20 protein-coding genes are annotated in these 22,722 nt (G+C 68.7%); 11 read left to right on the forward strand and 9 right to left on the reverse strand.

Annotated features, from left to right (window positions below):
* Nucleotides 1-11: 11 nt before the first annotated feature.
* On the forward strand, nucleotides 12-740 hold the full coding sequence (locus C0012_RS10970; RefSeq protein WP_110588175.1) for a cupin domain-containing protein: 729 nt from the start codon (nucleotides 12-14) through the stop codon (nucleotides 738-740).
* Here the strand turns inward: C0012_RS10970 and C0012_RS10975 are convergent, their stop codons facing one another.
* Nucleotides 741-1,676 (reverse strand): cation diffusion facilitator family transporter, encoded by a 936-nt coding sequence (locus C0012_RS10975; RefSeq protein ID WP_110588127.1) that lies wholly within the window; start codon nucleotides 1,674-1,676, stop codon nucleotides 741-743.
* Entirely contained in the window at nucleotides 1,676-2,074 is a 399-nt protein-coding gene (locus C0012_RS10980; RefSeq protein WP_110588126.1) for an ArsR/SmtB family transcription factor, read from the reverse strand. The genes C0012_RS10975 and C0012_RS10980 overlap by 1 nt, the downstream gene beginning before the upstream one ends.
* Nucleotides 2,075-2,250: 176 nt before the next feature.
* On the opposite strand from C0012_RS10980, the gene purL reads away from it, so the two are divergent.
* The 8 genes from purL to C0012_RS11015 all read left to right on the forward strand — a co-directional run bounded on the left by purL (nucleotide 2,251) and on the right by C0012_RS11015 (nucleotide 8,902).
* The gene (gene purL / locus C0012_RS10985) at nucleotides 2,251-4,560 is read left to right on the forward strand and encodes a phosphoribosylformylglycinamidine synthase subunit PurL (protein ID WP_110588125.1); all 2,310 of its coding nucleotides are present in this window, start codon (nucleotides 2,251-2,253) and stop codon (nucleotides 4,558-4,560) included.
* Complete coding sequence (locus C0012_RS15595) at nucleotides 4,560-4,736, forward strand: hypothetical protein (RefSeq protein WP_198411141.1); 177 nt, start codon at nucleotides 4,560-4,562, stop codon at nucleotides 4,734-4,736. The genes purL and C0012_RS15595 overlap by 1 nt, the downstream gene beginning before the upstream one ends.
* Before the next feature lie 111 nt (nucleotides 4,737-4,847).
* Complete coding sequence (locus C0012_RS10990) at nucleotides 4,848-5,555, forward strand: hypothetical protein (protein ID WP_110588124.1); 708 nt, start codon at nucleotides 4,848-4,850, stop codon at nucleotides 5,553-5,555.
* A 19-nt stretch (nucleotides 5,556-5,574) separates the two neighbouring features.
* Nucleotides 5,575-6,078 (forward strand): hypothetical protein, encoded by a 504-nt coding sequence (locus C0012_RS10995; protein ID WP_110588123.1) that lies wholly within the window; start codon nucleotides 5,575-5,577, stop codon nucleotides 6,076-6,078.
* 124 nt (nucleotides 6,079-6,202) lie between these two features.
* Nucleotides 6,203-6,670 carry an ASCH domain-containing protein gene (locus C0012_RS11000; RefSeq protein ID WP_110588122.1) on the forward strand — a complete coding sequence of 156 codons (468 nt, stop codon included), beginning with the start codon at nucleotides 6,203-6,205 and terminating at the stop codon, nucleotides 6,668-6,670.
* A 237-nt stretch (nucleotides 6,671-6,907) separates the two neighbouring features.
* The gene (locus C0012_RS11005; RefSeq protein WP_110588174.1) at nucleotides 6,908-7,234 is read left to right on the forward strand and encodes a GntR family transcriptional regulator; all 327 of its coding nucleotides are present in this window, start codon (nucleotides 6,908-6,910) and stop codon (nucleotides 7,232-7,234) included.
* A gap of 22 nt (nucleotides 7,235-7,256) precedes the next feature.
* The gene (locus C0012_RS11010; RefSeq protein ID WP_110588121.1) at nucleotides 7,257-8,171 is read left to right on the forward strand and encodes an ABC transporter ATP-binding protein; all 915 of its coding nucleotides are present in this window, start codon (nucleotides 7,257-7,259) and stop codon (nucleotides 8,169-8,171) included.
* Nucleotides 8,168-8,902, forward strand: a complete 735-nt coding sequence (locus C0012_RS11015) for a hypothetical protein (RefSeq protein WP_110588120.1) — start codon at nucleotides 8,168-8,170, stop codon at nucleotides 8,900-8,902. The genes C0012_RS11010 and C0012_RS11015 overlap by 4 nt, the downstream gene beginning before the upstream one ends.
* Nucleotides 8,903-9,030: 128 nt before the next feature.
* On the opposite strand, the gene C0012_RS11020 is transcribed toward C0012_RS11015, so the two are convergent.
* The 4 genes from C0012_RS11020 to C0012_RS11035 form a co-directional block, all read right to left on the reverse strand.
* Entirely contained in the window at nucleotides 9,031-9,333 is a 303-nt protein-coding gene (locus C0012_RS11020) for a chorismate mutase (protein ID WP_110588119.1), read from the reverse strand.
* Between the two features lie 190 nt (nucleotides 9,334-9,523).
* A complete protein-coding gene (locus C0012_RS11025) occupies nucleotides 9,524-12,742 on the reverse strand; it encodes a S41 family peptidase (protein WP_110588118.1) in 3,219 nt (1,072 codons plus the stop codon).
* Nucleotides 12,743-12,829: 87 nt separating this feature from the next.
* Nucleotides 12,830-13,483, reverse strand: coding sequence for a response regulator (locus tag C0012_RS11030; protein WP_232527892.1), 654 nt, complete (start codon nucleotides 13,481-13,483; stop codon nucleotides 12,830-12,832).
* Nucleotides 13,476-14,717, reverse strand: a complete 1,242-nt coding sequence (locus tag C0012_RS11035; protein ID WP_162621765.1) for a sensor histidine kinase — start codon at nucleotides 14,715-14,717, stop codon at nucleotides 13,476-13,478. Before C0012_RS11035 ends, C0012_RS11030 begins: the two co-directional genes overlap by 8 nt.
* Nucleotides 14,718-14,847: 130 nt before the next feature.
* Here C0012_RS11035 and C0012_RS11040 point away from each other — a divergent pair, with 130 nt between their 5' ends.
* On the forward strand, nucleotides 14,848-15,567 hold the full coding sequence (locus C0012_RS11040; protein ID WP_110588115.1) for an ABC transporter ATP-binding protein: 720 nt from the start codon (nucleotides 14,848-14,850) through the stop codon (nucleotides 15,565-15,567).
* Nucleotides 15,564-16,337, forward strand: a complete 774-nt coding sequence (locus C0012_RS11045; protein ID WP_110588114.1) for an ABC transporter permease — start codon at nucleotides 15,564-15,566, stop codon at nucleotides 16,335-16,337. Before C0012_RS11040 ends, C0012_RS11045 begins: the two co-directional genes overlap by 4 nt.
* 120 nt (nucleotides 16,338-16,457) lie before the next feature.
* Here the strand turns inward: C0012_RS11045 and C0012_RS11050 are convergent, their stop codons facing one another.
* From C0012_RS11050 to C0012_RS11060, 3 genes are all read right to left on the reverse strand, one after another.
* A complete protein-coding gene (locus C0012_RS11050) occupies nucleotides 16,458-16,904 on the reverse strand; it encodes a nitroreductase family deazaflavin-dependent oxidoreductase (RefSeq protein WP_198411127.1) in 447 nt (148 codons plus the stop codon).
* Between the two features lie 164 nt (nucleotides 16,905-17,068).
* A complete protein-coding gene (locus tag C0012_RS11055) occupies nucleotides 17,069-18,355 on the reverse strand; it encodes an adenylosuccinate synthase (protein WP_110588112.1) in 1,287 nt (428 codons plus the stop codon).
* Nucleotides 18,356-18,538: 183 nt separating this feature from the next.
* Entirely contained in the window at nucleotides 18,539-22,540 is a 4,002-nt protein-coding gene (locus tag C0012_RS11060; RefSeq protein ID WP_110588111.1) for an SdrD B-like domain-containing protein, read from the reverse strand.
* Between the last annotated feature and the right edge of the window lie 182 nt (nucleotides 22,541-22,722).

The following is a 22,722-nucleotide window of genomic DNA, read 5'->3' on the forward strand; positions in this document are numbered from 1 at the left end:
AGGAGCGAACCATGAGTGATCACCTCGAGCTGCCCGGCGGCGTATCGACGTCGATTCTGCGCGTGTACGACTGGGAGGCGGCCGACGGCGAACATGGCGGATCCCCGCACTTCCATACCGTCTCGCGCGAGGGATACGTCGTCATCGGCGGTGCCGGCCGCGTGCAGACGCTGACGGCGGAGGGGCCCCGCGAGACGCCGCTCGAAAAGGGGCGCGTCGTCGCGTTCGATCCCGGTACGATCCACCGCCTCGTCAACGACGGCGGACTCGAGATCGTCACGCTCATGCAGAACGCCGGCCTGCCCGAGTCGGGCGATGCCGTGTTCACCTTCCCCCTCGACATACTCGCGTCGATCGACGACTATCGGGCGGCTGCCGCGCTCCCCGAGGATCCGGATCTCCGCGGCCCGGCCGCCCGCGCACGCCGCGATCTCGCCCTCGCGGGGTTCGCGGAGCTGCGCGGTCGCGCCGAGGAGATCGGCGCCCGCGCGGCGCTCGCGCCCTACTACGAACGCGCCGCGGCGATCGTCGCCGACCGCATCGACGGGTGGCGCGAGACATGGCGCCGCGGCCCGCTCACCCAGGCGGAACGGACTGGTGCCCAGCTCGACGCGCTCGCGCGCACCGACGGATCCCACCTCTTCGACGCCTCCGTCGGCGACGCGAGTGCACGTCCCGACGAGGCCTGGGGCATGTGCGGCAGGCTCACGGTCTTCCCCGATCTGCTCCCCCGCGGATGATCAGCGGTGCCGCACGGAGTCCGGTTCGCCGTCCTGGATATGGGCGGTCTCGATCTGGAAGGTGGAGTGCAGCACCGAGACGTCGAAGTGCTCGGCGACGCACTCCTTGACGTCGTTCAGCACTTCCGCCGCATGACCATCGGTGAAGCACTCGTCGCGGACGACGACATGCGCGGTGACGGTGGGAAGCCCCGTCGCGATCGTCGAGGCGTGCAGATCGTGGACGTCCTCGACATGTTCCAGCGCCAGGATGTGACGACGCACGCCGTCGAGGTCCAGCCCCTTCGGTGTGAACTCCATCAGAACGCTTCCCGTCTCCTTCACGAGGATGAAGGCGCGGGGAACGATCAGCGCGGCGATGAGCAGCCCGGCGATCGCGTCGGCCTGCAGGAATCCGGTCGTCGCGATGACGATCGCGGCCACGATCACGCCGAGAGATCCGAGCGCATCGTTGAGGACCTCGAGGAACGCGGCGCGCATATTGAAGTTGTGGCCACGACTGGAGGACAGCACGAAGATCGCGGCGAGGTTCGCCGCCAGTCCGAGGACACCGAACACCAACAGCTCGCCGGCGGGAACCTCGGGAGGCTCGAACAGGCGGCGGACGCCCTCGATCGCGGTGTAGACACCGACGGCGAGAAGCAGCGCCGCCTGACCGAGCGCGGCGATCACCTCGATGCGTCGGAATCCCCACGTGCGCTTCGAGCTCGCGGGGCGAAGCATCAGGGTCGCGGCGATGAGCGCGACCAACAGGCCCGACGCGTCGACGATCGCGTGCGCGGTGTCCGTCAGAAGGGCGAGGCTGCCCGTGACGACCGCCCCGACGGCCTGCACCGCCACCACGGCTGCCGTGATCGAGAACGCGATCCACAGCCTCCGGCGAGAGTCTCCGGGCCGACCGTCCGCCGCCGAGGCGTGATCGTGACCGGCGCCCATCAGGCGACCTCCGTCCGCTCGACCTCGTCGCGCGGATCCAGTTCGCGGATGTGAGGGCACAGGGTCGCATCCGTGCCCGTCGCGCGGAGGAGGGCCTCGGCCGCGCCGACGAGGCCGGCGGTCGCGCCGGGCTCCGCGAGCGCATACCAGGACGAACGCCCGTCGGGCCGGACGCTCACCAGCCGGCACGCGAGCAGGAAGCTCAGATGCTTGCTGACCGTCGACTGGGCGAGGCCGACGTGCTCCACGAGATCGCGCACCCGATGCTCCCCCGTCGCGAGGTGCTGAAGCACCCGGAGACGCGTCGGGTCGCTGAGAGCATCGAACAGGTGCGCGTACGCCGCGGTCGCCTCGCTGTCGACGAGGAGTTCCTCGGGTCGCTCATTATTCATCGCCATACAGCGATGATATCGCTCCGGGGCTTCATCAGCTCGGGGGAGGAGAAGTCGGGAATGAATATCATTCGGCGTGCGCCGAGGCGAGCGACGACACCACCGCGGGCGCAGGCGTGAGGGGTGTCGGGGGCAACTAGACTGATCCCACACCGCCCCGCCTGACTCCTGGAGCCACTCGCGTGACCACCGAACACGTCGCCGACACAGTCGAGCACGCAGCCGCCACTCCCGACCGCGAGCAGCCGTACGAGACGCTCGGGCTCAAGCCCGACGAGTACGCGCAGATCCGGGAGCTGCTCGGGCGCCGCCCCACCTCGGGCGAGCTCGCGATGTACTCGGTGATGTGGTCGGAGCACTGTTCGTACAAGTCGAGCAAGAAGTACCTGAAGCGCTTCGGCGAGAAGGTCACCGACGAGATGCGCGAGCGGCTCATGGTCGGAATGGGTCAGAACGCGGGCGTCGTCGACGCGGGTGAGGGATGGGCCGTCACCTTCAAGGTGGAGAGTCACAACCACCCGTCGTACATCGAGCCCTTCCAGGGCGCCGCGACCGGCGTCGGCGGCATCGTCCGCGACATCATCTCGATGGGCGCGCGCCCCGTGGCGGTCATGGACCAGCTGCGCTTTGGCGCGATCGACGACCCTGACACCGCGCGCGTCGTGCACGGCGTGACGGCGGGCATCAGCTCGTACGGCAACTCCCTCGGCCTGCCGAACATCGGCGGCGAGACCGTGTTCGACTCCTGCTACCAGGCGAACCCCCTCGTCAACGCCCTCGCGGTCGGCGTGATGCGCCACGAGGACATCCGCCTCGCCAACGCCACCGGCGCGGGCAACAAGGTCGTCCTCTTCGGCGCGCGCACGGGCGGCGACGGCATCGGCGGAGCGTCGATCCTCGCGTCCGATTCGTTCAGCGACGGCGGCCCGACGAAGCGACCGGCCGTGCAGGTCGGCGACCCGTTCGCCGAGAAGGTGCTCATCGAGTGCTGCCTCGAGCTGTACGCGGGCGAGCTCGTCGAGGCGATCCAGGATCTCGGCGCCGCTGGCATCTCGTGCGCGACGAGCGAGCTCGCCGCCAACGGCGGATCCGGCATGAACGTCGAGCTCACGAAGGTGCTGCTCCGGGATCCCTCGCTCACGGCAGAAGAGATCCTCATGAGCGAGTCGCAGGAGCGCATGATGGCGATCGTGACGCCAGAGAAGCTCGACGCGTTCCTGGCCGTCGTCGACAAGTGGGACGTCGAGACGAGCGTGCTCGGCGAGGTCACCGGAGACGGCCGTCTCGTCATCACGTGGGACGGCGAAACGATCGTCGACGTGGATCCCTCGACCGTCGCCGTGGACGGCCCCGTCTACGACCGCCCCGTCGCCTATCCGTCGTGGATCGACGAGCTGCAGAACGACACGGCGAGCGCCCTCGAGCGCCCGCAGGATCCGGCCGCTCTCTCGGAGCAGTTCGCGGCGCTCGTGAAGTCCCCGAACCTCGCCGACACGAGCTGGATCACGAACCAGTACGACTACTACGTGCTCGGCAACACGGCGCTCTCCTTCCCCGACGACGCCGGCATGATCCGCGTCGACGAGGAATCCGGCCTCGGCTTCTCGATCGCGACCGACGCGAACGGCCGCTACTGCCAGCTCGACCCGTACGCGGGCGCGCAGCTCGCCCTGGCCGAGGCGTACCGCAACGTCGCCGTCACGGGCGCCGTTCCGACGGCCGTCACCGACTGCCTGAACTTCGGCAGCCCCGAGAACCCCGAGGTCATGTGGCAGTTCTCGCAGACGGTCGAGGGTCTGTCCGACGCGTGCCAGGAGCTCGCGGTCCCCGTCACGGGCGGCAATGTGTCGTTCTACAACCAGACGGGCGACACCCCGATCCACCCGACTCCCGTCGTCGGCGTCCTCGGACTCATCGACGACGTCTCGCGCCGCATCCCCAGCGGCTGGCAGGACGCGGGCGAGAACATCTACCTGCTGGGCATCACGCGCGAAGAGCTCGACGGATCCGCGTGGGCCGACGTCATCCATGGCCACCTGGGCGGCACGCCGCCGCAGGTCGACCTCGACGGCGAGAAGCGGCTCGCCGGCCTGCTGCAGGCGGCGCGTGACGAGTGGCTCGTCTCGAGCGCGCACGACCTGTCTGAGGGCGGGCTCGCGATCGCGCTTGCCGAGGGCGTCACGCGTTTCGGCGTGGGCGCGCGCGTCTGGCTCACCGAGCTCATGGAGCGCGACGGCGTCGACCTCGCGAGCGCCCTGTTCTCCGAGTCGACCGGACGCGTGCTCGTCACGGTGCCGCGCGAGGAAGACGTCAAGTTCCGCGGCCTGTGCGAGGGCCGCGGCTACCCGGTGCTGCGCATCGGCGTGACCGACACCGAGCCCACCCTCGAGGTGCAGGACGTCTTCACGTACTCGGCCGCCGATCTTCGCGAGATGTCGGCATCGACGCTGCCGGCACACTTCGGTCCGACGGTCACGGAGCCCGCTTCCTGATGGATCGCGAACACGAGAGCCTGCACGTGCCTCCCGAGCTCGAAGAGCACGAGGACGACGGCTTCTCGCGCCTCGACCGCCGCAATCGGCGGATCCGGGGTGTCGCGTGGGTCGTCGTGATCTCGCTCATCCTCGCGGGCGGCGGATCCACCGTCCTGCTGACACTGTTCGGCTGACCCCAACCCTTCATTTCTGGCACATCCCTGCCTCCGCACCCGGAAGGGATGTGCCAGAGATGAAGGGAACGGCGCACGGCGGGGCGGGCCCGACGCCGTAGCCTGTGAAGCATGGATGCGCTGTTCTCCTTCCTCGGGAACTACTGGTGGCTCGCTTTCGTCTTCGGCGGCGCCATCGCCAGCGGCTTCGGCGCGCTCGGAAACTGGATGTCGAAGCAGTCGAAGCAGCGCCACAAGCAGCGGATCGAGATGATGCGCGTCAAGGCCGAGCTGGCGCAGGCGTCATCCTCGACCGATCCCGAGGCGATCGCGGAGGCCGACGCGGCGAGCCGGTCGCAGCGCCTCGAACGGCTCATGGACACGCACGACGAAGTGTCGCGGCGCTGGCTCGACTACGAGCTCGACACCGCCAAGCTCATCGCCTTCCCGACGATGAGCGATGGACGGGATCCGCACACGGCGGCCTTCCTGCGGGCGAAGAAGGTCGCCGACGGGCTACGCCCCGAATCAGCCGACGCGCGCGTGGACGCCGAGACCTATGCGGAGTACCGCGACGCGGTGCACGACTTCGAGGTCTCGTTCGACGTCGCCGAGCAGGAGGCCCGACGCGTGCGCGACTCGGGCTTCACCGAGGCTGAGCGGCAGCGGCTCTCGCGCGCCCAGCAGATGCTGAACGTCGCGGTCGACCAGTCAGCCACGGCCCCCGAGCGGCAGACGGCCTACCGCCGCGTGCGCGAAGAACTCGACGGACTCATCGTGCTGTCCGACGCGGCCGAGGACGAGCTGAAGCATCGAGTGGCGGGCGAGCTCGAGGCGTGAGCCGTCTATCCTGGAGGGGATGAACGAGACTCCCGAGACGGCCGACCGCGCACGCACGCAGAAGGGCCGGGAGCGCTCGACGCCCCTCGCCTCGCTCGACGAGGCATTCCGGCAATATCGCACGCCTCCGGCCAATCAGGTGCTCATCCGCCGCATCGTCGATAACACCGACGTCGCCGAGCTCATCGGCTTCGGCACCTACTTCCGGGTGAACCGGCGCGGCGGCGGTCCGGCGCTCGAGGTGCACGCGGGATATACGACCGGCTTCCGCTCGGAGAGCGACGCCGTCCGGCGCGCGGGTGAGGTCGAGCGCTGGCCGAGCCGGCGCTTCCAGGGCGCCTGGGGCATCACGCATCCCGAGGCCGAGGCGGTCGTCGAGAAGAAACCTGCCCGTCGCAGTCCGCGCCAGGCTTCGCCCCGACAGCCCGCACGCCCGTCCGCCCCGGAAAAGCCCGAGCCCATCTGCCCGACGTGCTTCATGGTTCTCCCTTCCACGGGCATCTGCGACACCTGCGACGCCTGAGCACAGCAGTCGGGCAACACAACGCAGTCAATCTGCAGCGGTACCCACGAGGGATGCCCCGTGCAGCGTTGCGGCGAGCGAATCGACTGCGTTGTGTTGGAGTCCTTCGTGGGAGGATGATCTGGTGACCGCCCCCGACATCACAGCCTTCTGGCGCGACGCCCGCGCCGCCGTGCCTTCCCTCCCCACGGATCCGCCCTCCGCCGACCGCGTGTGGGGCTTCGGTGCGACGCCCGAGCAGGCGGACGGGCTGCTCGCGCTCGTTCTCGCGGGAACGAAGACCGGCACGGCCGGGGCTCTGTGGGACTACGAAGCCGACGGAGAGCCGGTCACGCAGGTGGGCGAGCACGACGTGATCCTCGACGGATCCGGTGTGCCCCGGGCCGTGATCGAGAACACGTCGGTCGAGGTCGTGCCCTTCCGCGACGTCACCGCGGAGCACGCCTTCTCGGAGGGCGAGGACGACCGCACGCTCGCATCCTGGCGCCGGATCCACCAGGACTTCTTCACGCGCTACGCGAGCCACGACCGCGGCTTCCACGACGAGATGCCGATCGTGTGCGAGCGCTTCCGCGTGGTCTACGCCGCCTGATCTCGGGGAAGCACCGAAGCGCCCGCAGCACAACGCAGTCAATCCGGCTCCGATCGTGCCGGTACACGGCGGGTCGCCGTGTGTGCCGCGAGATTGACTGCGTTGTGTTGTCTGCGCCACGCACAGGGCTTGACGGACTCTAGGTTCTGTGGTTCATTAGTCGAGTAATGAACCACAGAACCTCGGAGGGGGTGTGACGTGGACGAAGGCAAGCCGCTCTTCGTGCAGATCGCCGAGATGGTCGAGGACCAGATCGTCGATGGATCCCTCGCCGAGGAGGAGAAGGCTCCCTCGACGAACGAGATCGCCGCCTTCTCCCGCATCAATCCGGCGACGGCGGCGAAGGGCGTGAACCTCCTCGTCGACAAGGGCGTGCTCTACAAGCGCCGCGGCATCGGAATGTTCGTCGCCGTCGGCGCGCGGGAGCGCGTGCTCGCGGAGCGCCGCGCCGCCTTCGCCGACAGCTACATCGCTCCACTCATCGTCGAGGCCCGGAAGCTTGGTCTCGGGCCCGACGACGTCGTACAGCTCATCAGCGAGCATGCGACCTCCCAGACATCCTGATCCGACCTCATTGGAGCCCCTCATGGACCCCGTCATTCAGGTCCGCGACCTCACCAAGACGTACAAGGACACCACGGCGCTCGATCGTGTGAGCTTCGATATCGAGCGGAACACGATCTACGGCCTCCTAGGCCGCAACGGCGCCGGCAAGACGACCGCGATGTCGATCCTCACCGCGCAGAACTTCGCGACGAGTGGATCCGTGCGCGTCTTCGGCGAGGATCCCTACGAGAACGCCCGCGTCCTCAGCCGCATCTGCTTCGTCCGCGAGAGCCAGAAGTACCCCGACGAGGCCAATGCGACGATCGCCTTCCGCACGGCGCGTCTGTTCTTCCCGAACTGGGATCAAGGCCTCGCTGAGGAGCTCATCGACGACTTCCAGCTGCCGATGAAGACCACGATCAAGAAACTGTCCCGCGGTCAGCTGTCCGCCGTCGGCGTCATCATCGGCCTCGCTTCGCGCGCCGAGATCACGTTCTTCGACGAGCCCTATCTGGGCCTCGATGCCGTCGCTCGACAGACGTTCTACGACCGCCTGCTCGCCGACTACGCCGAGCACCCGCGCACTGTCATCCTCTCGAGCCACCTGATCGACGAGATCTCGAACCTCATCGAGCGCGTGCTCGTGATCGACAAGGGGCGGATCCTCATGGACCAGTCGACCGACGAGGCGCGCGACCGCGCGACGAACCTCGTCGGCGAGCGCGATCTCGTCGAGCGTTTCATCGGATCCCACGAGGTGCTGCACCGAGAGAACCTGGGCCGAACGGCATCGGTCACTTTCCTCGGCCAGCTCACCGACGCCGAGCGCCGCGAGGCGGGGAATCTCGGCCTCGAACTCGCTCCCGTCTCGCTGCAGCAGCTCATCGTTCGGATGACGCAGACGGGCGGCAGCCCCGCCACCGACTCCCCCGCACAGGAAGGAGCACTGCGATGACCACCGCCACCCCTCTCGAGGCGCTTCCCGACCGACGCGCCCTCGGCAGCCGCACTCTCAAGGTCGTGCGCCTGCACCTCATGAACACACAGTCTCTCGTGTGGGTTCCGCTGATGATCCTGGCCATCGCCGCGATCATCTCGGCTCTCATCTTCGCGATGATCCCGGGCGACGGGGTGAAGGTCGCGGGCGCTGGCAACGCGCCGATGTGGTACTTCCTGGCCCTCGGGATCCAGGCGATGACTCTCTCGTTCCCGTTCTCGCAGGCCATGAGCATCACGCGTCGCGAGTTCTTCCTCGGCACGATGATCGTCGGGGCGATCGGCGCCGCGATGATGGCGACGATCTTCCTCCTGCTCGCGGGCGTCGAGGTGCTCACGAACGGCTACGGCGTGAACGGGCGCGTCGCGTACCTCGAGTGGATCTTCGAGCCAGGCTGGGTCTCGGCATGGCTCTCGTACTTCACGGCGACGATCTTCCTCTTCGTCGTCGGGTTCTGGGCGGCCGTGATCTACCGGCGGTTCGGGTGGTTCGCCGTCACGGCGGTGTTCGCCCTGCTGGGCCTCGCCCTCATCATCGGACTCTTCGTCATCACGCGCACGGAATCGTGGCCGGCGGTGATGACGTGGTTCGCCGACGTCGGCGCCTTCGTGATCACCCTGATCGGGCTCGCCGTCGCGGCCGTCACGGCTACCGGCGCCTACGCCACCCTGCGCAGGACGACGGTGTAGGGGTCACGCGAATTGGGTCGCCAGAAAACGCCAGTGCAGCAGGCCGTGCACTGGCGTTTTTTGGCGACCCACGGGTTTCGGCCGCCCCAATACGGACACGAACGCGCAGCGGGTCCGGCACGCGACGATCAGTCCCGCTCTGCCGCCTGCTTGTGGTGCTGGATCACCTCTGCGACGACGAAGCGGAACCACTTCTCCGCGAAGGCGGGGTCGAGCTCCGCGTCGTCGGCAAGCTGATGCAGCCGGGCGATCTGGCGCTCCTCACGGGCCGGGTCGCTCGGCGGCAGATCGTGCGCGGCCTTGAGCTCGCCGACCTGCTTCGTGCAGCGAAAGCGCTCGGCGAGCATGAAGGTGAGCGCGGCGTCGATGTTGTCGATGCTCGCGCGCAGGCGCAGCAGAGTGGCCATAGGATCGTCGGACGCGTCGCTCATGGAAACAGCGTATCGGGGCGACCCGACCATGCTCCGGGCGACGCAATCGACAGCGCGGAATCCCGACGAATGTGATGTCGAACTCGTCCCTCGATGTCGACCGTGATGACCCGACACCCGGTTCGGCGGATGACCCTCGAACGACTCCGCGCAGGGCCGCTCGGGGATCGCCGCTCAGACCGCGGAGACGTCAGGCCTTCCGCACCTTCGGCTCCGGCGCCGGGGGTGCGGTGGCCGCCGGTGTCTCGGCAAGGCGGTCGAGCGCTTCGGCGATCGCGCGGTCAAGCTGCGGATCCGCATCGCTGAAGAGCGCCGATGGATCGTGGATCACCTCGATGTCGGGGTCGACGCCGTGGTTCTCGACGCCCCAGTCCTTGCCTTCGAGCCAGAAGGCATAGCGCGGCTGCGTCACGCCCGTGCCGTCGACGAGGTCGAAGCGCCCGTCGATTCCGACGACGCCGCCCCACGTGCGCGCACCCACGACAGGGCCGAGGCCGAGCGCCTGCGCGCGGGCGTTCACGATGTCGCCGTCGGATCCCGAGAACTCGTTCGCGACGAAGACGACGGGCCCGCGACGGGCGCGGTCGGGGTCGGGGATCATCTCGTCGTACTGCCGCGCCTGGCTCCAGGCGACCACCCGCGACATGAGACGCTCGATCACGAGCTGGCTCGTGTGCCCTCCGCGGTTGTAGCGCACGTCGGCGATGATGCCCTCGGCCTGCGACGCCGTGCGGAGATCGCGGTGCAGCTGCGCCCACCCGACGCTCATCATGTCGGGCACGTGCAGATAACCGAGCCGCCCGCCGCTCTTTCGAACAACGTACTCGTGCCGCGAGCGCACCCAGTCCTGATAGCGCAGCGCCTCCTCATCGCCGAGCGGTACGACGACGACGCGCCTGTCATCGGATCCGTCTCGCCGCAGCGTCAGCTCGACCGGTTTGTCGGCGGCGCCCACGAGCGAAGCGCCGGGGCCGAAGCTCGGGTCGACGTCGCGGCCGTCGATCTCGACGATCACATCGCCCTCACGCGCGCCGACGCCCGCCTGCCGGAGCGGGGAACGCGCCCCGGGGTCGCTCGACTCGCCCGGCAGAATCCGGTCGATGCGCCACCCCTCCTCTGCGGGCGACAGCTCGGCGCCGAGGAAGCCGAGTCGCCGCGACTGATCGCCGAGCGGGGACGACGGCATCACGTACGCGTGCGACGTGTTGAGCTCGCCGACGTGCTCCCACAGCAGATCGACGAAGTCGTCGTGCGTGCGGACGAGATCCACGGCCTCGCGCCACCTCGCCGTGGCGGCCGCCCAGTCGACGCCGTCCATGTCTTCGCGCCAGAAGTGGTCGCGCATGATGCGGGCGTTCTCGTCGAACATCTGTCGCCATTCGGCGACGGGATCGAGCACGAAGCGCAAGCGCGTGAGATCGACCTTCACGGGGTCGTCGCCACCGTCGGCCTTGCGCGTGGCGCGGACGATCGAGACGTCTCCGTCCTTGCGGACGACGATGCGCTCGCCGTCTCCTGACACGGCGCAGCTGTCGATGCCCTCGACCACCGTCACCACCTCGCGGTCGTCGAACGACCAGCGCTCGAGCCGATTGGGCTGTTTCTCGCCCGGCACGCCGGCGCGACGGGATCCGAGTACGCCAACATCGCTTCCCTCCGCGATCCAGGCGACGCCGCCCGCCGTCGCGACGAGGTCGCGGTACTCGGCCGAGGGCACGGGGAACGCGACGATCCGCTGCTCGGCGCCTTCGATGTCGAGATCGGGAGACTCCTGGACGCGCCGCTTCGCAGCCCCGTCCTTCTTCCCGCTGAATGCCCATCCGCTGGTACTGGGGCCGAACGGGGCCGGCTCGGTCGCCGACAGGGGCAGCAGCCACGGCCGGGTGGATCCCGAGAACGACAGATCGAACGCCTGCGCGTTGTACGACGGGTCGAAGGTGCGGTTCGACAAGAACACGAGGTGCTTGCCGTCGCGCGTGAAGTCAGGCGAGTAGTCGTGGAACCGCCCATCGGTCACGCGCACGCCCTCGTCGTCGTTCGTCGTATCGGCGACCCACAGCGCGTGCAGCTCGCCCTCACCGGCGGTCGGCTGTGACCACACGAGGTACCGCCCGTCAGGAGAGAAGCGCGGCGTGAGCGCCTCACCCTGGATCGAACGGCCCACCTCCCGCGCCGTGCCGGCCTCGACGTCGATGACGCGCACCCAGCCGTCATGGGAGATCGCGGCGAGCCGTTCGCCCTTCGGATCGGCGGCGAGGTGCAGCACGCGCCCGAGCTGGCCCGTGAGGATCGGGAACGAGCCCGCGTCGCGGGTGCCGTCGGTCGCGGCGATCTCGACCGCGTCTTCGCCTTCGACGTCGGTGACGTACGCGACCCGCCCCGTGGATCCGAGAACAACGGGCTCGCGCACCCGCACTCCGGATTCGGCGCCGGGGAGCGCGCGGGCCGGGCCTTCGCGGTGGGTGAGCCAGAATGGCTTCCCACGCCACGCGACGACGCTGCCGCTCGCGCTGCGATCCGGTGCGATGTCGGTGAGGTTCTCGGTGGGATCGAGCACGACCGGCTCGGGCGAGACCCCCGGCAGGACGAGGTCGATCGTCCGCGGCTGAGCGTCGAGGCCCTCGAGGATCCGGATCTGCCCACGGCTGTGCCACACGATGCGCGTACCGTCGGTCGTCGCGTCTCGCACGTACCCCTCGGCTTCGTTCTGGAACGTGAGCTGGCGGGGCTCGCCCTCGCCCGGAGTGTCCCAGATCCAGAGATTCGCCTGCTCATCGGCCGCGTCGGGGAATCGGGCCGCCCGGTCGGAGACGAAGGCGAGCGCGTCGCCGATCCACATCGGGTCGACGATCGCGGCCTCGTCGCCCGCGAGGAGGCGAGCCCAGGATCGGTCCTTCCGCAGCCAGAGGCGCGGGGCCGTGCCGCCCCGATAGCGCTTCCACCACGCGGGCGGGCGGCTCCCCGGCGTCGTGAGCGCCGCGACGCCGTCGGACCGCAGGGCGACGCCCGATGCCATGCCCAGATCGAGGCGCTCCGTGCGCCCGTCGAGCGCAACCGTCTTCACGACCGTGTGGCGGATGTTCGCCTCGCCCGCGTTCGACGCGACGAGCACATCGCCCGACGTCGTCCAGCCGAGAAGCAGCAGGGACTGCCCGCCCCAGTAGGTCAGCCGGCGCACCTCGCTCGAGGCGACGTCGGCGACCATCAGCTCGGGGTGACCGTCGCGATGCGAGACGAAGGCAACGTGGGCTCCGTCGGGCGAGAACCGCGGTTGTCTGACCGGAGCGCGGTCGCTCGTGAGGCGCCACGCGCGGCCTCCGGAGACAGGGGCGATCCACACGTCGTCGGCGGCGATGAACGTGAGGAGGTCGTCGTGGATGTGCGGGTATCGGAGATACGCGGATGCCATGCGCTCAAGGTATCCCGGACCCCTGACACGGGAACAGAGCCCTGGGCCGCGAGTTCGGACCGGCGCGTCAGCCGGGCGGTACGGGCGTCACCGCAGGCCCGCGTCGTGCACTCGGCGCGCGAGCTGCACCCGATTGGCGGCGTCGAGCTTCGTGAAGAGGTGGGCGATGTGGGTCTTCACCGTCGCGACACCCATATACAGTTCGCCCGCGATCTCGGCGTTGCTCATCCCCCGCGCGACCGCGACCGCGACCTCTCGCTCCCGCTCCGTGAGCGATGCGGCGAGCTCGCGCGCGTTCGAGTCACCGCCCTGTCCACGCACGGCCGCGTGGATGAGCTGCGTCGTCACGCTCGGCGACAGCATCGGCTCTCCGCGCGCGACGCGGTGGACGGCGTCGACGAGATCGGCGGGCGGGGTGTCCTTGAGCAGGAATCCGGCCGCCCCGTCGCGCAGCGCCGCGAGCACCATATCGTCGGTGTCGAAGGTCGTCAGCACGATCACACGTGTCGCGGATCCGCTCGCCGCTATCTCGCGTACGGCCGCGAGACCGTCCATGACGGGCATGCGGATGTCCATGAGGGCGACGTCCGGTCGCTCGCGACGGATCAGGTCGACGCCCTCCCGCCCGTTCGCCGCCTCGCCCACCAGGCGGATCGATGGGTCGCCGCCGAGGATCATCGTCAGTCCGGCGCGCACGAGCGCATCATCATCGACGAGCACAACCCGCGTTTCCTCAGTCACCTTCGTCCCCCTCCGCATCCCATGGCAGCCAGGCACGCACCGCGAACCCTCCCCGCCCATCAGGCCCGTGCTCCAGTGTGCCTCCCGCGAGCTCGACGCGCTCGGCGAGGCCCATCAATCCGAATCCTGCCCCCGTCGCATCCGTCTCGTGCACGGCCGGCGTGGGGGATCCGTTCACCACCTCGACGGCGAGAAGGCCTCCGGGGCGTCCGCCGATGCTCACCCGAATCGCCGCACCGGGAGAGTGCTTGCGCGCATTCGTGAGGGCCTCCTGCACGATCCGGAAGCCGGTTCGGGATACCAGCGGCGGGGGCGACGGAGTCGTCTCCTCGGCATTCAGATCCACGATCGCCCCGGCGGCCCGCGCATCCGAGAGCAGCGCCGGAATCGCGTCGAGCGTCGGCTGCGGCGGCTCGACATCGGAGACGTTCGGGATCTCCGCTCGGAGAACCCCCAGGACCTGTCGCAGCTCCGTGAGCGCGCGGCGCGCATTGTCCTGCACGAGAGCCACTGTGCGCGTCGACTCCGCCCGATCGAGATCCTCCCGATAGGCGAGGGCGCCCGCATGCATCGCGACGAGCGAGATGCGGTGCGCGAGGACATCGTGCATCTCGCGCGCGATGCGCGTGCGCTCCCCGGCCTGCGCCGCGGCCACCTGAAGCTCCCGCTCGCGCTCCGCCTCGAGTGCACGCTCGTGCAGCGACGCGACGAGCGCACGGCGGGCGCCGATGTACAGTTCGAACGCCGCGGGAATCAGGAAGGCAAGTCCCGTGGTGACGAGAACGAGCCACTCGGGGGTAGGCCCAAACGCGCCGGCCGGAACCAACTGCTCGTACACCCACAGCGCCGCCACGTATACGAGGCCGTTAGCGATGATCGGCACGGCGCGTCGGTGCGTCGCGTTCGAGACGGCGGCAAGCATTGCGGGTCCGCCGGCAGCCGTGGTGGATACGGAGGACAGCGTGGCCGTGACGATCGCGATCGTGGCCGGGGCACGACGCCGCAGGGGCAGCAGGAGGATGGCGACGAGGCCGATGACCGGGTCGATAAGGGCGAGGACCGCGACCCGCGTCGAGTCGGGCGCCCCGCCGTCAATTGCCTCTGCGACGCTGCCATAGACAATCAGATACGAGAGCGCCGAAGACAGCACCACGACGAGGTAACGCCACACGCTCGACCACACGCTCAGACGCGCGCCCGTCGCGTATTCGATCCTCGCATCTGCGGTTGCCATCCCTTCGAGCCTAGTGACGACGGGGAGGGACGCCGTCCGCCTTCCGGCTCGGGCGGATCCACCGAACGGCGGATCCGATACCGACCGGCGCGCGATGCGGCGACGCGCCCCGGGCGGCGACGGTGGAACCATGATCGAAGCACGAGAACTCACCAAACGCCATGGATCCACGACCGCCGTCGACCAGGTCTCCTTCACCGCCAAGCCGTATCGCGTCACGGGGTTCCTCGGACCGAACGGCGCCGGGAAGTCGACCACGATGCGCATGCTCGTCGGCCTCGCGCGCCCCGACTCCGGCACGGCCCGGATCCTCGGAGCGCCTTTCGCCGGCATCCCCAATCCGGGCCGCCATGTCGGCGTGCTGCTGGATGCGTCCGCGACGCACAAGGGGCGCACGGGCCGGGAGACGCTGAGCCTCGCGGCCATGACGATGGGCCTCGGAGCGAACGCCGTCGACCGCGCGCTCGACCGGGTGTCACTCTCGCGCAGCGAGGCGAACCGCCGCACGGGCGGGTACTCGTTGGGCATGCAGCAGCGGTTGGGTATCGCACACGCCCTGCTCGCGGAGCCCGCCGTCCTCATCCTCGACGAACCCGCCAACGGCCTCGATCCCTCGGGGATCCGGTGGATGCGCACGCTCGTTCGCGAGTTCGCGGACGACGGCGGCACCGTGCTGTTGTCCTCGCATCTGCTGCAGGAAATCGATGCCGTCGCCGACGACATCGTCATCATGGGCGGCGGACGCGTGCATGCGCAGGGCCCGCGCGACGAACTCGTCGGAGAGGGATCCCTCGAGGATCTGTTCTTCGCCGCCACCGCGGATGTCTCTCGCGAGGAGGTCGGCACATGACCACCCTCGCCCCCACTCAGATGCCCGTGATGGCCGGCCCTCGGACGCCGTTCCTGCGCCTCGTCCGCGTCGAGATCCGCAAGCAGATCGACACGCGCGCGAGCGTCTGGATCCTCAGTGCGATCGCCGCGATCACCCTCGGCGCCGCCGCCCTCGCGCTGTGGGTTCTCGCGCCCGCGGGGCTCACGTGGCGCACGCTCACCGACTTCGCCTCAGCCGGGTGGTCGCTGCTGCCCTTCATCGGCGTGCTCGCCGCGACCAGCGAATGGACACAGCGAACCGGCCTGCAGACGTTCGTTCTGGAGCCGCGCCGCTCGCTCGTGGGCCTCGCAAAACTCGTCGGGTCGTTGCTCATCGGCGTCGTGATGGTCATCGCGACGTTCGCCGCCGCGGCCGCCGCGAACCTCATCGGCATCGTCGCCTTTGACGGTGACGGATCCTGGACGCTCGAGCCGGCATATGTCGCCGGATCGGTCGCGAGCATGGTGATCTACGTTGCGATGGGCGTCGGCCTCGGTTTGGCCCTGATGAACACGCCGCTCGCGATCGTGACGTTCCTCGTGCTGCCGACCGTGTTCGGCGCGCTCGCCTTCGTGCCGTGGCTCGCCGACGTGATCCCCTGGCTCGACATCAGCGGGGCGACCCTCGCCCTCGTCAACGGCTCGCTGTCAGGCGAGGAAGGCGCCCGCCTCGCCACCTCGGCCGCGCTCTGGTGCGCGCTCCCCCTCGCGATCGGGTTCTGGCGCACGTCCCGCCGCGACATGCTCTGATGACGGGGAACCGGGTCCGATACTCTGCGTTCCCATACGCACGGTCCGGGCCCGGCACCCGCGTCAGGATTCTGAAAGCGACGGCAACCTGAGGGGCGCCATCGCGCCTCCAACAGCTCGTCAGCCGGTCGGCGTGAACTCGACGACGAGGATCCGGGCGTCGCCGCCCTGGGCGATGTCCATCGCGCCCTTGAGCCGACCCCACGCCGCCGGATGCGCGGAGGCGTAGCGCGCGAGGACGGCGCCGGAGGCCTCGTCGTCGAGGAGATCCACCGCGACCCGTTCGCGGCGTACACCGCCCGTGCTGAGGTACGCGACCCCATTGGCGCGGAGGTTGCGGTACCACTGCGACTTCGCACCGAAGCCTGACGCGACACGGAGCGCGCGGCCCGTGCGTTCGACGACCTCGACGACGACGAATCGCGGCTCGCCCGATGAGCGACCCTGATGCTCGATCATGACGAGGCGGCGGCCCAGCAGCCGCCCGAGCCCGGCTCGGTAGAGCGGAATCGGCAGCCGCATGAGCCACGGCGTGCCGAGGATCCGTGCGATCAGCCAATCGGTCATCGAACTCATCCTCTCGTCGCGCGGGCGTCGGAGCGAGCGGCACGTCACTGCGCGAGCGTCGGATCGATCAGGGCCTCGCCCCGTGACACGCCGAGTTTCCGCTCCCGGGACCACCGTACCTCCGACATCCGCGCACGAGGCCGGAGGCGGATCCGACGCTCGCGTCAGTCGATGAGGTCGTGCCGCACGATGACCTCGTCGCGGCCGGGGCCGACGCCGATCACCGAGATGCGCGTGCCGCTGATCTTCTCGAGTGCGAGCACGTAGTCCTGCGCGTTCTGGGGCAGTTCGTCGAATGTGCGCGCGCCCGTGATGTCCTCGCTCCACCCCGGGAAGTTCTCGAGGATCGGCTTCGCATGGTGGAAGTCGCTCTGGTTGACCGGCACCTCATCGAACCGATCGCCGTTCACGTCGTAGGCGACGCACACGGGGATCTCGTCGAGCCCCGTCAGCACATCGAGCTTCGTGAGCACGAGGTCGGTGATGCCATTGATGCGCGTCGCATAGCGGGTGATCGGCGCGTCGTACCAGCCGACGCGGCGCGCGCGCCCGGTCGTCGTGCCGAACTCGTGCCCCTGCGCGGCGAGCCACTCGCCGTCTTCGTCGAACAGCTCGGTCGGGAAGGGGCCCGCGCCGACGCGTGTCGTGTAGGCCTTGACGATGCCGACGATGCGGTCGAGGCGGTTCGGGCCGACGCCGGATCCGCTCGCGGCGCCCGCGGCCGTCGCGGTCGACGACGTCACAAAGGGATAGGTGCCGTGGTCGATGTCGAGCATCGTCGCCTGACCGCCTTCGAAGACGACGACCTCGCCGCGATCGAGGGCGTCGTTCAGCTCGAGGCCGGTGTCGCAGACCATGGGGCGCACGCGCTCGGCGTACGACAGCAGGTCGTCGACGATCTCGTCGACCGTGATGTCGCGCCGGTTGAACACCTTCAGGAGCAGGTGGTTCTTCTGCTCGAGCGCACCCTCGACCTTCTGGCGCAGGATCGACTCATCGAAGAGATCCTGGATCCGGATGCCGACGCGGCTGATCTTGTCGGCATAGGTCGGGCCGATGCCACGGCCCGTCGTGCCGATCTGCCGCTTGCCGAGAAAGCGCTCCTGCACCTTGTCGAGGGTGCGGTGGGCGTGCGTGATGACGTGCGCGCTCGACGAGATCTTGAGCTTCGACGTGTCGACGCCGCGCGCCTCGAGTGCCTCGAGCTCGTCGAAGAGCACCGCGAGGTCGACGACGACACCGTTGCCGATCACGGGCGTCACGCCCGGCGAGAGGATGCCGGAGGGCAGCAGGTGCAGCGCGTACTTCTCGTCACCGATCACGACCGTGTGACCGGCGTTGTTGCCGCCGTTGAACTTGACGACCCACTCGGTGCGTTCGCCGAGCAGATCTGTGGCCTTGCCCTTGCCCTCGTCGCCCCACTGGACGCCGACGATCACGATTCCTGGCATGGGTCTTCCCCCTGAGATTCGGGTGCTGGACACCCCATCCTATCCGCGGGGCGCTCGCGCCCTCACCGCGAGGCCGCTGCCTCAGCATGGAACGGCACAGGGGCCCTGCGCATGCGATGCGCAGGGCCCCTGTGTCCGGGGCGGGAGGGAGGCCCCTCCCGCCCCGGTTCGGACGTCAACCTTCTAGGAGGCCGACTCCTCCGCTCGGCCGAGGCGACGGCGAGCGAAAAGGAGGAGCGAACCGCCCGCAAGCAGGGCGAGCACCCCAGCGCCGATCACGGCGCCACCGATCTCCCCGCCCGTGGCCGGAAGAGGAGACCCCGGCGACGGAGACGCGGACGGATCGCTCGAGCCAGGCTCCTCAGCCGGCGCGGGCGTGGGTTCCGGGTCCGTCGTGGGTTCCGGGTCCGTCGTGGGTTCCGGGTCCGGCGTGGGCTCCGGATCCGGCGTGGGCTCCGGCGTGGGCTCCGGATCCGGCGTGGCCGTCTCCATCTCGACGACGCCCGCGTCCCACGTGGGATCGATGCCCTCGGTGGCCAGGACCTCCTGCTCGTCGTAGTCGCGCGTCAGCGCGACATTCGAGTCGTCCAGGACGAACACCGCCGACCGGCCCGTCGCGGGATCCGCGTTCGAGTCCATCGCGGCGCTCTCGCCGGCCCCGGCCTGCGTGAACTCGTACATCTCCGCCTGCTCCGGGGTGAGCTCGAACTCCACCTGGTAGCTCCCGGCCGGAAGCGAGTCGAACAGATAGCGGCCGTTCTCGTCGGTGAACACCGGCTCGACTCCGTCGACGGGCTCGCCGTCGCCGTTCAGCAGCGTCACCTTCACGCCGGACAGGACCGGCTCGTCGGCTCCCTGAAGACCGTCACGGTCCTCGTCGATCCACGTCACATCGCCGATCGCGTACGTCTTCTCGACGAATCCGAAGTCGAGCGTCGGGTCGCGATCGCCGTCATTCGTGAGCCCCTCAGAAGACTCCTCCCAGGTCGAGGAGTCGCCCTCGCGGTCCCCTACGCCCGGCGTGGTCGGCACATACGGCGCGAGCGCCTCGGCCGACTTCTCGCGATCGATCGACACCGTGTAGGACTGGCCGTCCTCGAGCACCGGAAGGTCCTCGAAGGTGTACAGACCGTTCTCGTCGGTCGTGACGGGCGCGACGGGGTCACCGTCGACGTCGGTCACGGGAGCGCCATCCGGGCCCGTCAGCACGAGCACGACGCCGGGGATCCCCGGCTCATCGACGCCCTGTCGGCCGTCGCGATCCTGGTCGAGCCACACGAGGTCGCCCACAGACACGCGTTCGGGCTCGGGATCCTCACCCGGAGTGTTGTAGAACGTGACCTCGTCGGATGCGCCGTTCTCGGCTACGACGACATCAACCGTCTCCGTGGTGGTGAGGTACCCCTCCGGAGCGTCGATCTCCTTCACCGTATAGGTGCCGGGCTCATCGACCTTGACGTTCTTGATCTCGCCGTTTTCGTCGACCACGCGCAGCGCGCCGTCCACCACCATGACGTCGTCGACCACGACGGATCCGTCGGCGTCCAGGATCTGGAAGTGCGCGTCCTCGTCAGTGATGACGACCGTGCTGTCCTCCGCATCGACCTTCTTGATGCTCAGCGGATATCCGTCGGACGGCGTGATCGTCGCCGAAGTGGTCCCGATCGTGTTGACGATCGGCTCGTCGATGTCGTAGTCGGTGATTCGGACCAGGACGTTCACCGATGGTGCACCCTGGCTGGCATCGAGCACCGTGCCGTCCTTCTGGAACAGCGTCACCGTGCCCGCCGGAGCATCGTCCGTCGGTGCATCGAAGCGCGCCTGGACATTGCCCTCGAGGTCCTGCACCGCCGTCGACGGGTTCGCACCGTCGTCGACGTTCGTGTCGCCGACGAAGCCGACGAACTCGACACCGGTCGGGAGGGTGTCCACGACGTCGAGGATCGGCACACCGTCGTAGTCGCCGTGCGGGATCAGTGCGATGTTGTAGACGTACTCATCGCGAACGAGGTTTCCGTTCGCGTCGACCTCCGCGCGGAGGTTGCTCGTCCACTCCTCGTTCGGGGTGTCGCGCACCTCCTTGCGGACCTCTGCCTCGTCGCCGTAGGACGTCGCATCGCTCGTCACCTCGGACCAGTAGAGGATCTGGTCGTCCTCGCCGAGAAGCGATGCCTTGTTGGTGATCTCCACCGTGTCCTTGCCGACGAGCGGCTCGGTCGTCAGGGGGATGTCGAGCGTGAAGTGCTTGTCGACGCCCCACTCTTCGACCTTCTGGACGCCCGCATCGCTGAGCGCGATCTCGAGGTCACCGTCGGCGTTCACGTCGAGGGTGAAGTCCTCGGACCCCATCGCGTGCCACCAGTCGTACTCGGCCGTCAGGCCGTCGCGGATGGCGTCGAGATCGCTGATGTCGAACACGTTGGCGTCGATGTGATCGACGATCGTGCTCTGGGTCAGGTCGATTCCCTTCCCCGCGCCAACCGTGAACGTGTACGTGACCGTCGCGGATTCACCCGGATCGACCTCGACCGTGGATGATTCCGCGGTCTTGTTGAAGTAGTCCGGTGCGTTCCAGCCGTCCTCGTTCTCCTCGGTCGTCGTGAGGAGGTTCTCGTAGCGAGCGTCGTGGGACGCTCCGTCGCCGTAGGTGTATCGCGCGACGTTCGTCACGCCGTACTTCGTCTCGCCGGGAACGTCGGTCCGCTTCTCGTCGAGGCCGTCGATCGTAGTGATCTCGGCCGCGACGGTGATCTCGGCGCTCGTCTCGGAGTCCCGCCCCAGGTTGATGACGAGCGTCTGACCGTCGATGTAGTACTCGCCGACGTGCTCGTCGGCGGAGAAGTCCTCGCCGTCGGCCGGCACGGCGACCTCTGTGAGGTCGAATCCGGTGCTCGAGACGGGGTCCGCGGCAAACGAGATCTGCTCGGGCAGCGTGTCGGTGACGACGACGTTGCGATCGAGCGTCTTCTTCGAGTTGCTGCCGTCGAAGGTGCTGAGGTCGACCGAGAGAGTGTAGGTGACGGACTCGGAGATCGCACCGCCGTCGCCCGGCTCAACCGCGCGTTCCTTCCAGTCGGCGCTCTTCTGGAAGGCTCCTCCGACATTGGGCCCCGGAAGGCCTTCGATCGAACCGCCGATCCAGACGCTCGCCTCGCGCGTCTCGTCCGTCCCGAAGTTCGCCGTGTTCGTGAGGTCCACCCCGTACGAACCACCGTCGTCCGCGTTCACGGCGTCGGCCTCGGTCTGGAGGGCCTCTTCGAGCGCGGCGCGCGCGGCCTCATCGGCCACCGCGGCCTCGTATGTGATCGCCGTGCGCGACGTCGCGGGCAGGTCCAGGGTGCCCGTGAACGTGCCATCGACGATTGCGGGAGCGAATGCGACTTCGTCCGTCTGCTCGTTCAGGCCGTCCTCGTCCCACGTCGTCTGTGTGGCATGGAACGAGCCGTCGACGTAGGCAAGGCCTTCCGGGAGCTGATCAGCGACCGTGTAGGCGGGCTGCGCCTCGACGGTGTTGATGTTCAGGCGGTACGAGATGGGCGCGCCGATGACGTCCTCGGAGAGGGTGACATCGCCCGTCTCGGCGTCGTACGACACGTACTGGCCGAGGTCGCCGTGGTTTGCAATCGCCTTGCCAACGCCGTCCGTGACGTCAGCGAACCGGTCCCCGCCATCTCGGATGATGACTTCGACCGCCTGTTCTTCGCCGTCGAGGCTCCACGAGATCGTCTCGTGCGAGCTGTGCTCGACCTCGTCGATTGTGAAATCGAGCTGGAGAACGCCCTGGTTGACGTCCGACGGCCACGGATCGGCGAAGGTGAGGATGACCGAGTTCGGATCGTCGGATGCCGTCTCGATGCTCGTGACCGCCGTGTTGCCCGCGGGGAGATCCGCCAGCGTGAGGCCGGACCCGAGGTCGATCCTCGCGGTCGATCCGGGTGCGACGTCGCTGCTGTACTGGACGCGCATCGTGAGGGTGTCGCCCTCGTTTACCACCGGCGTGCCGTCGTACGAGCCGCCATTGAGGTCGACCGTGGTGGTGATGCCGGGTGTGGCGGAGTACGCCGCCGTCGCACCGAGGCCGACGAGGCTCGCCACGCCGAGAAGCACGGCAAGTAAGCCAGCGATTGCTCGCTGCATGAGGGGCGTGCGCGTGACAGCGTCGCCCAGGTCAGTATCCGATCTCAAAGGATCCCCTCCATAACGATCTCGCCCGCACGGCGCGAGGGCATGGTTCGGGAGATGCTCCGCGCGCGCGGACGCACGGGCGCGATGACGCGGCCCGCAACGGGTAGTGATCAGGCACAGCTCGAAACGCCGTACGACTCCCCCTGGTTCGGGTGGAGGATGTCGAAGACGCTCTCGATCTC

The sequence above is a fragment of the Microbacterium suaedae genome (assembly GCF_003254645.1).
GTDB lineage: Bacteria > Actinomycetota > Actinomycetes > Actinomycetales > Microbacteriaceae > Microbacterium > Microbacterium suaedae.

What these genes read in the sequence shown, in the direction of transcription:
- C0012_RS10970 (WP_110588175.1), top strand. Translation starts at nt 12, where the DNA reads ATGAGTGATCACCTCGAGCTGCCCGGCGGCGTATCGACGTCGATTCTG.
- C0012_RS10975 (WP_110588127.1), bottom strand. Translation starts at nt 1,676, where the DNA reads ATGGGCGCCGGTCACGATCACGCCTCGGCGGCGGACGGTCGGCCCGGA.
- C0012_RS10980 (WP_110588126.1), bottom strand. Translation starts at nt 2,074, where the DNA reads ATGGCGATGAATAATGAGCGACCCGAGGAACTCCTCGTCGACAGCGAG.
- C0012_RS15595 (WP_198411141.1), top strand. Translation starts at nt 4,560, where the DNA reads ATGGATCGCGAACACGAGAGCCTGCACGTGCCTCCCGAGCTCGAAGAG.
- C0012_RS10990 (WP_110588124.1), top strand. Translation starts at nt 4,848, where the DNA reads ATGGATGCGCTGTTCTCCTTCCTCGGGAACTACTGGTGGCTCGCTTTC.
- C0012_RS10995 (WP_110588123.1), top strand. Translation starts at nt 5,575, where the DNA reads ATGAACGAGACTCCCGAGACGGCCGACCGCGCACGCACGCAGAAGGGC.
- C0012_RS11005 (WP_110588174.1), top strand. Translation starts at nt 6,908, where the DNA reads ATGGTCGAGGACCAGATCGTCGATGGATCCCTCGCCGAGGAGGAGAAG.
- C0012_RS11010 (WP_110588121.1), top strand. Translation starts at nt 7,257, where the DNA reads ATGGACCCCGTCATTCAGGTCCGCGACCTCACCAAGACGTACAAGGAC.
- C0012_RS11015 (WP_110588120.1), top strand. Translation starts at nt 8,168, where the DNA reads ATGACCACCGCCACCCCTCTCGAGGCGCTTCCCGACCGACGCGCCCTC.
- C0012_RS11020 (WP_110588119.1), bottom strand. Translation starts at nt 9,333, where the DNA reads ATGAGCGACGCGTCCGACGATCCTATGGCCACTCTGCTGCGCCTGCGC.
- C0012_RS11025 (WP_110588118.1), bottom strand. Translation starts at nt 12,742, where the DNA reads ATGGCATCCGCGTATCTCCGATACCCGCACATCCACGACGACCTCCTC.
- C0012_RS11035 (WP_162621765.1), bottom strand. Translation starts at nt 14,717, where the DNA reads ATGGCAACCGCAGATGCGAGGATCGAATACGCGACGGGCGCGCGTCTG.
- C0012_RS11040 (WP_110588115.1), top strand. Translation starts at nt 14,848, where the DNA reads ATGATCGAAGCACGAGAACTCACCAAACGCCATGGATCCACGACCGCC.
- C0012_RS11045 (WP_110588114.1), top strand. Translation starts at nt 15,564, where the DNA reads ATGACCACCCTCGCCCCCACTCAGATGCCCGTGATGGCCGGCCCTCGG.
- C0012_RS11050 (WP_198411127.1), bottom strand. Translation starts at nt 16,904, where the DNA reads ATGACCGATTGGCTGATCGCACGGATCCTCGGCACGCCGTGGCTCATG.
- C0012_RS11055 (WP_110588112.1), bottom strand. Translation starts at nt 18,355, where the DNA reads ATGCCAGGAATCGTGATCGTCGGCGTCCAGTGGGGCGACGAGGGCAAG.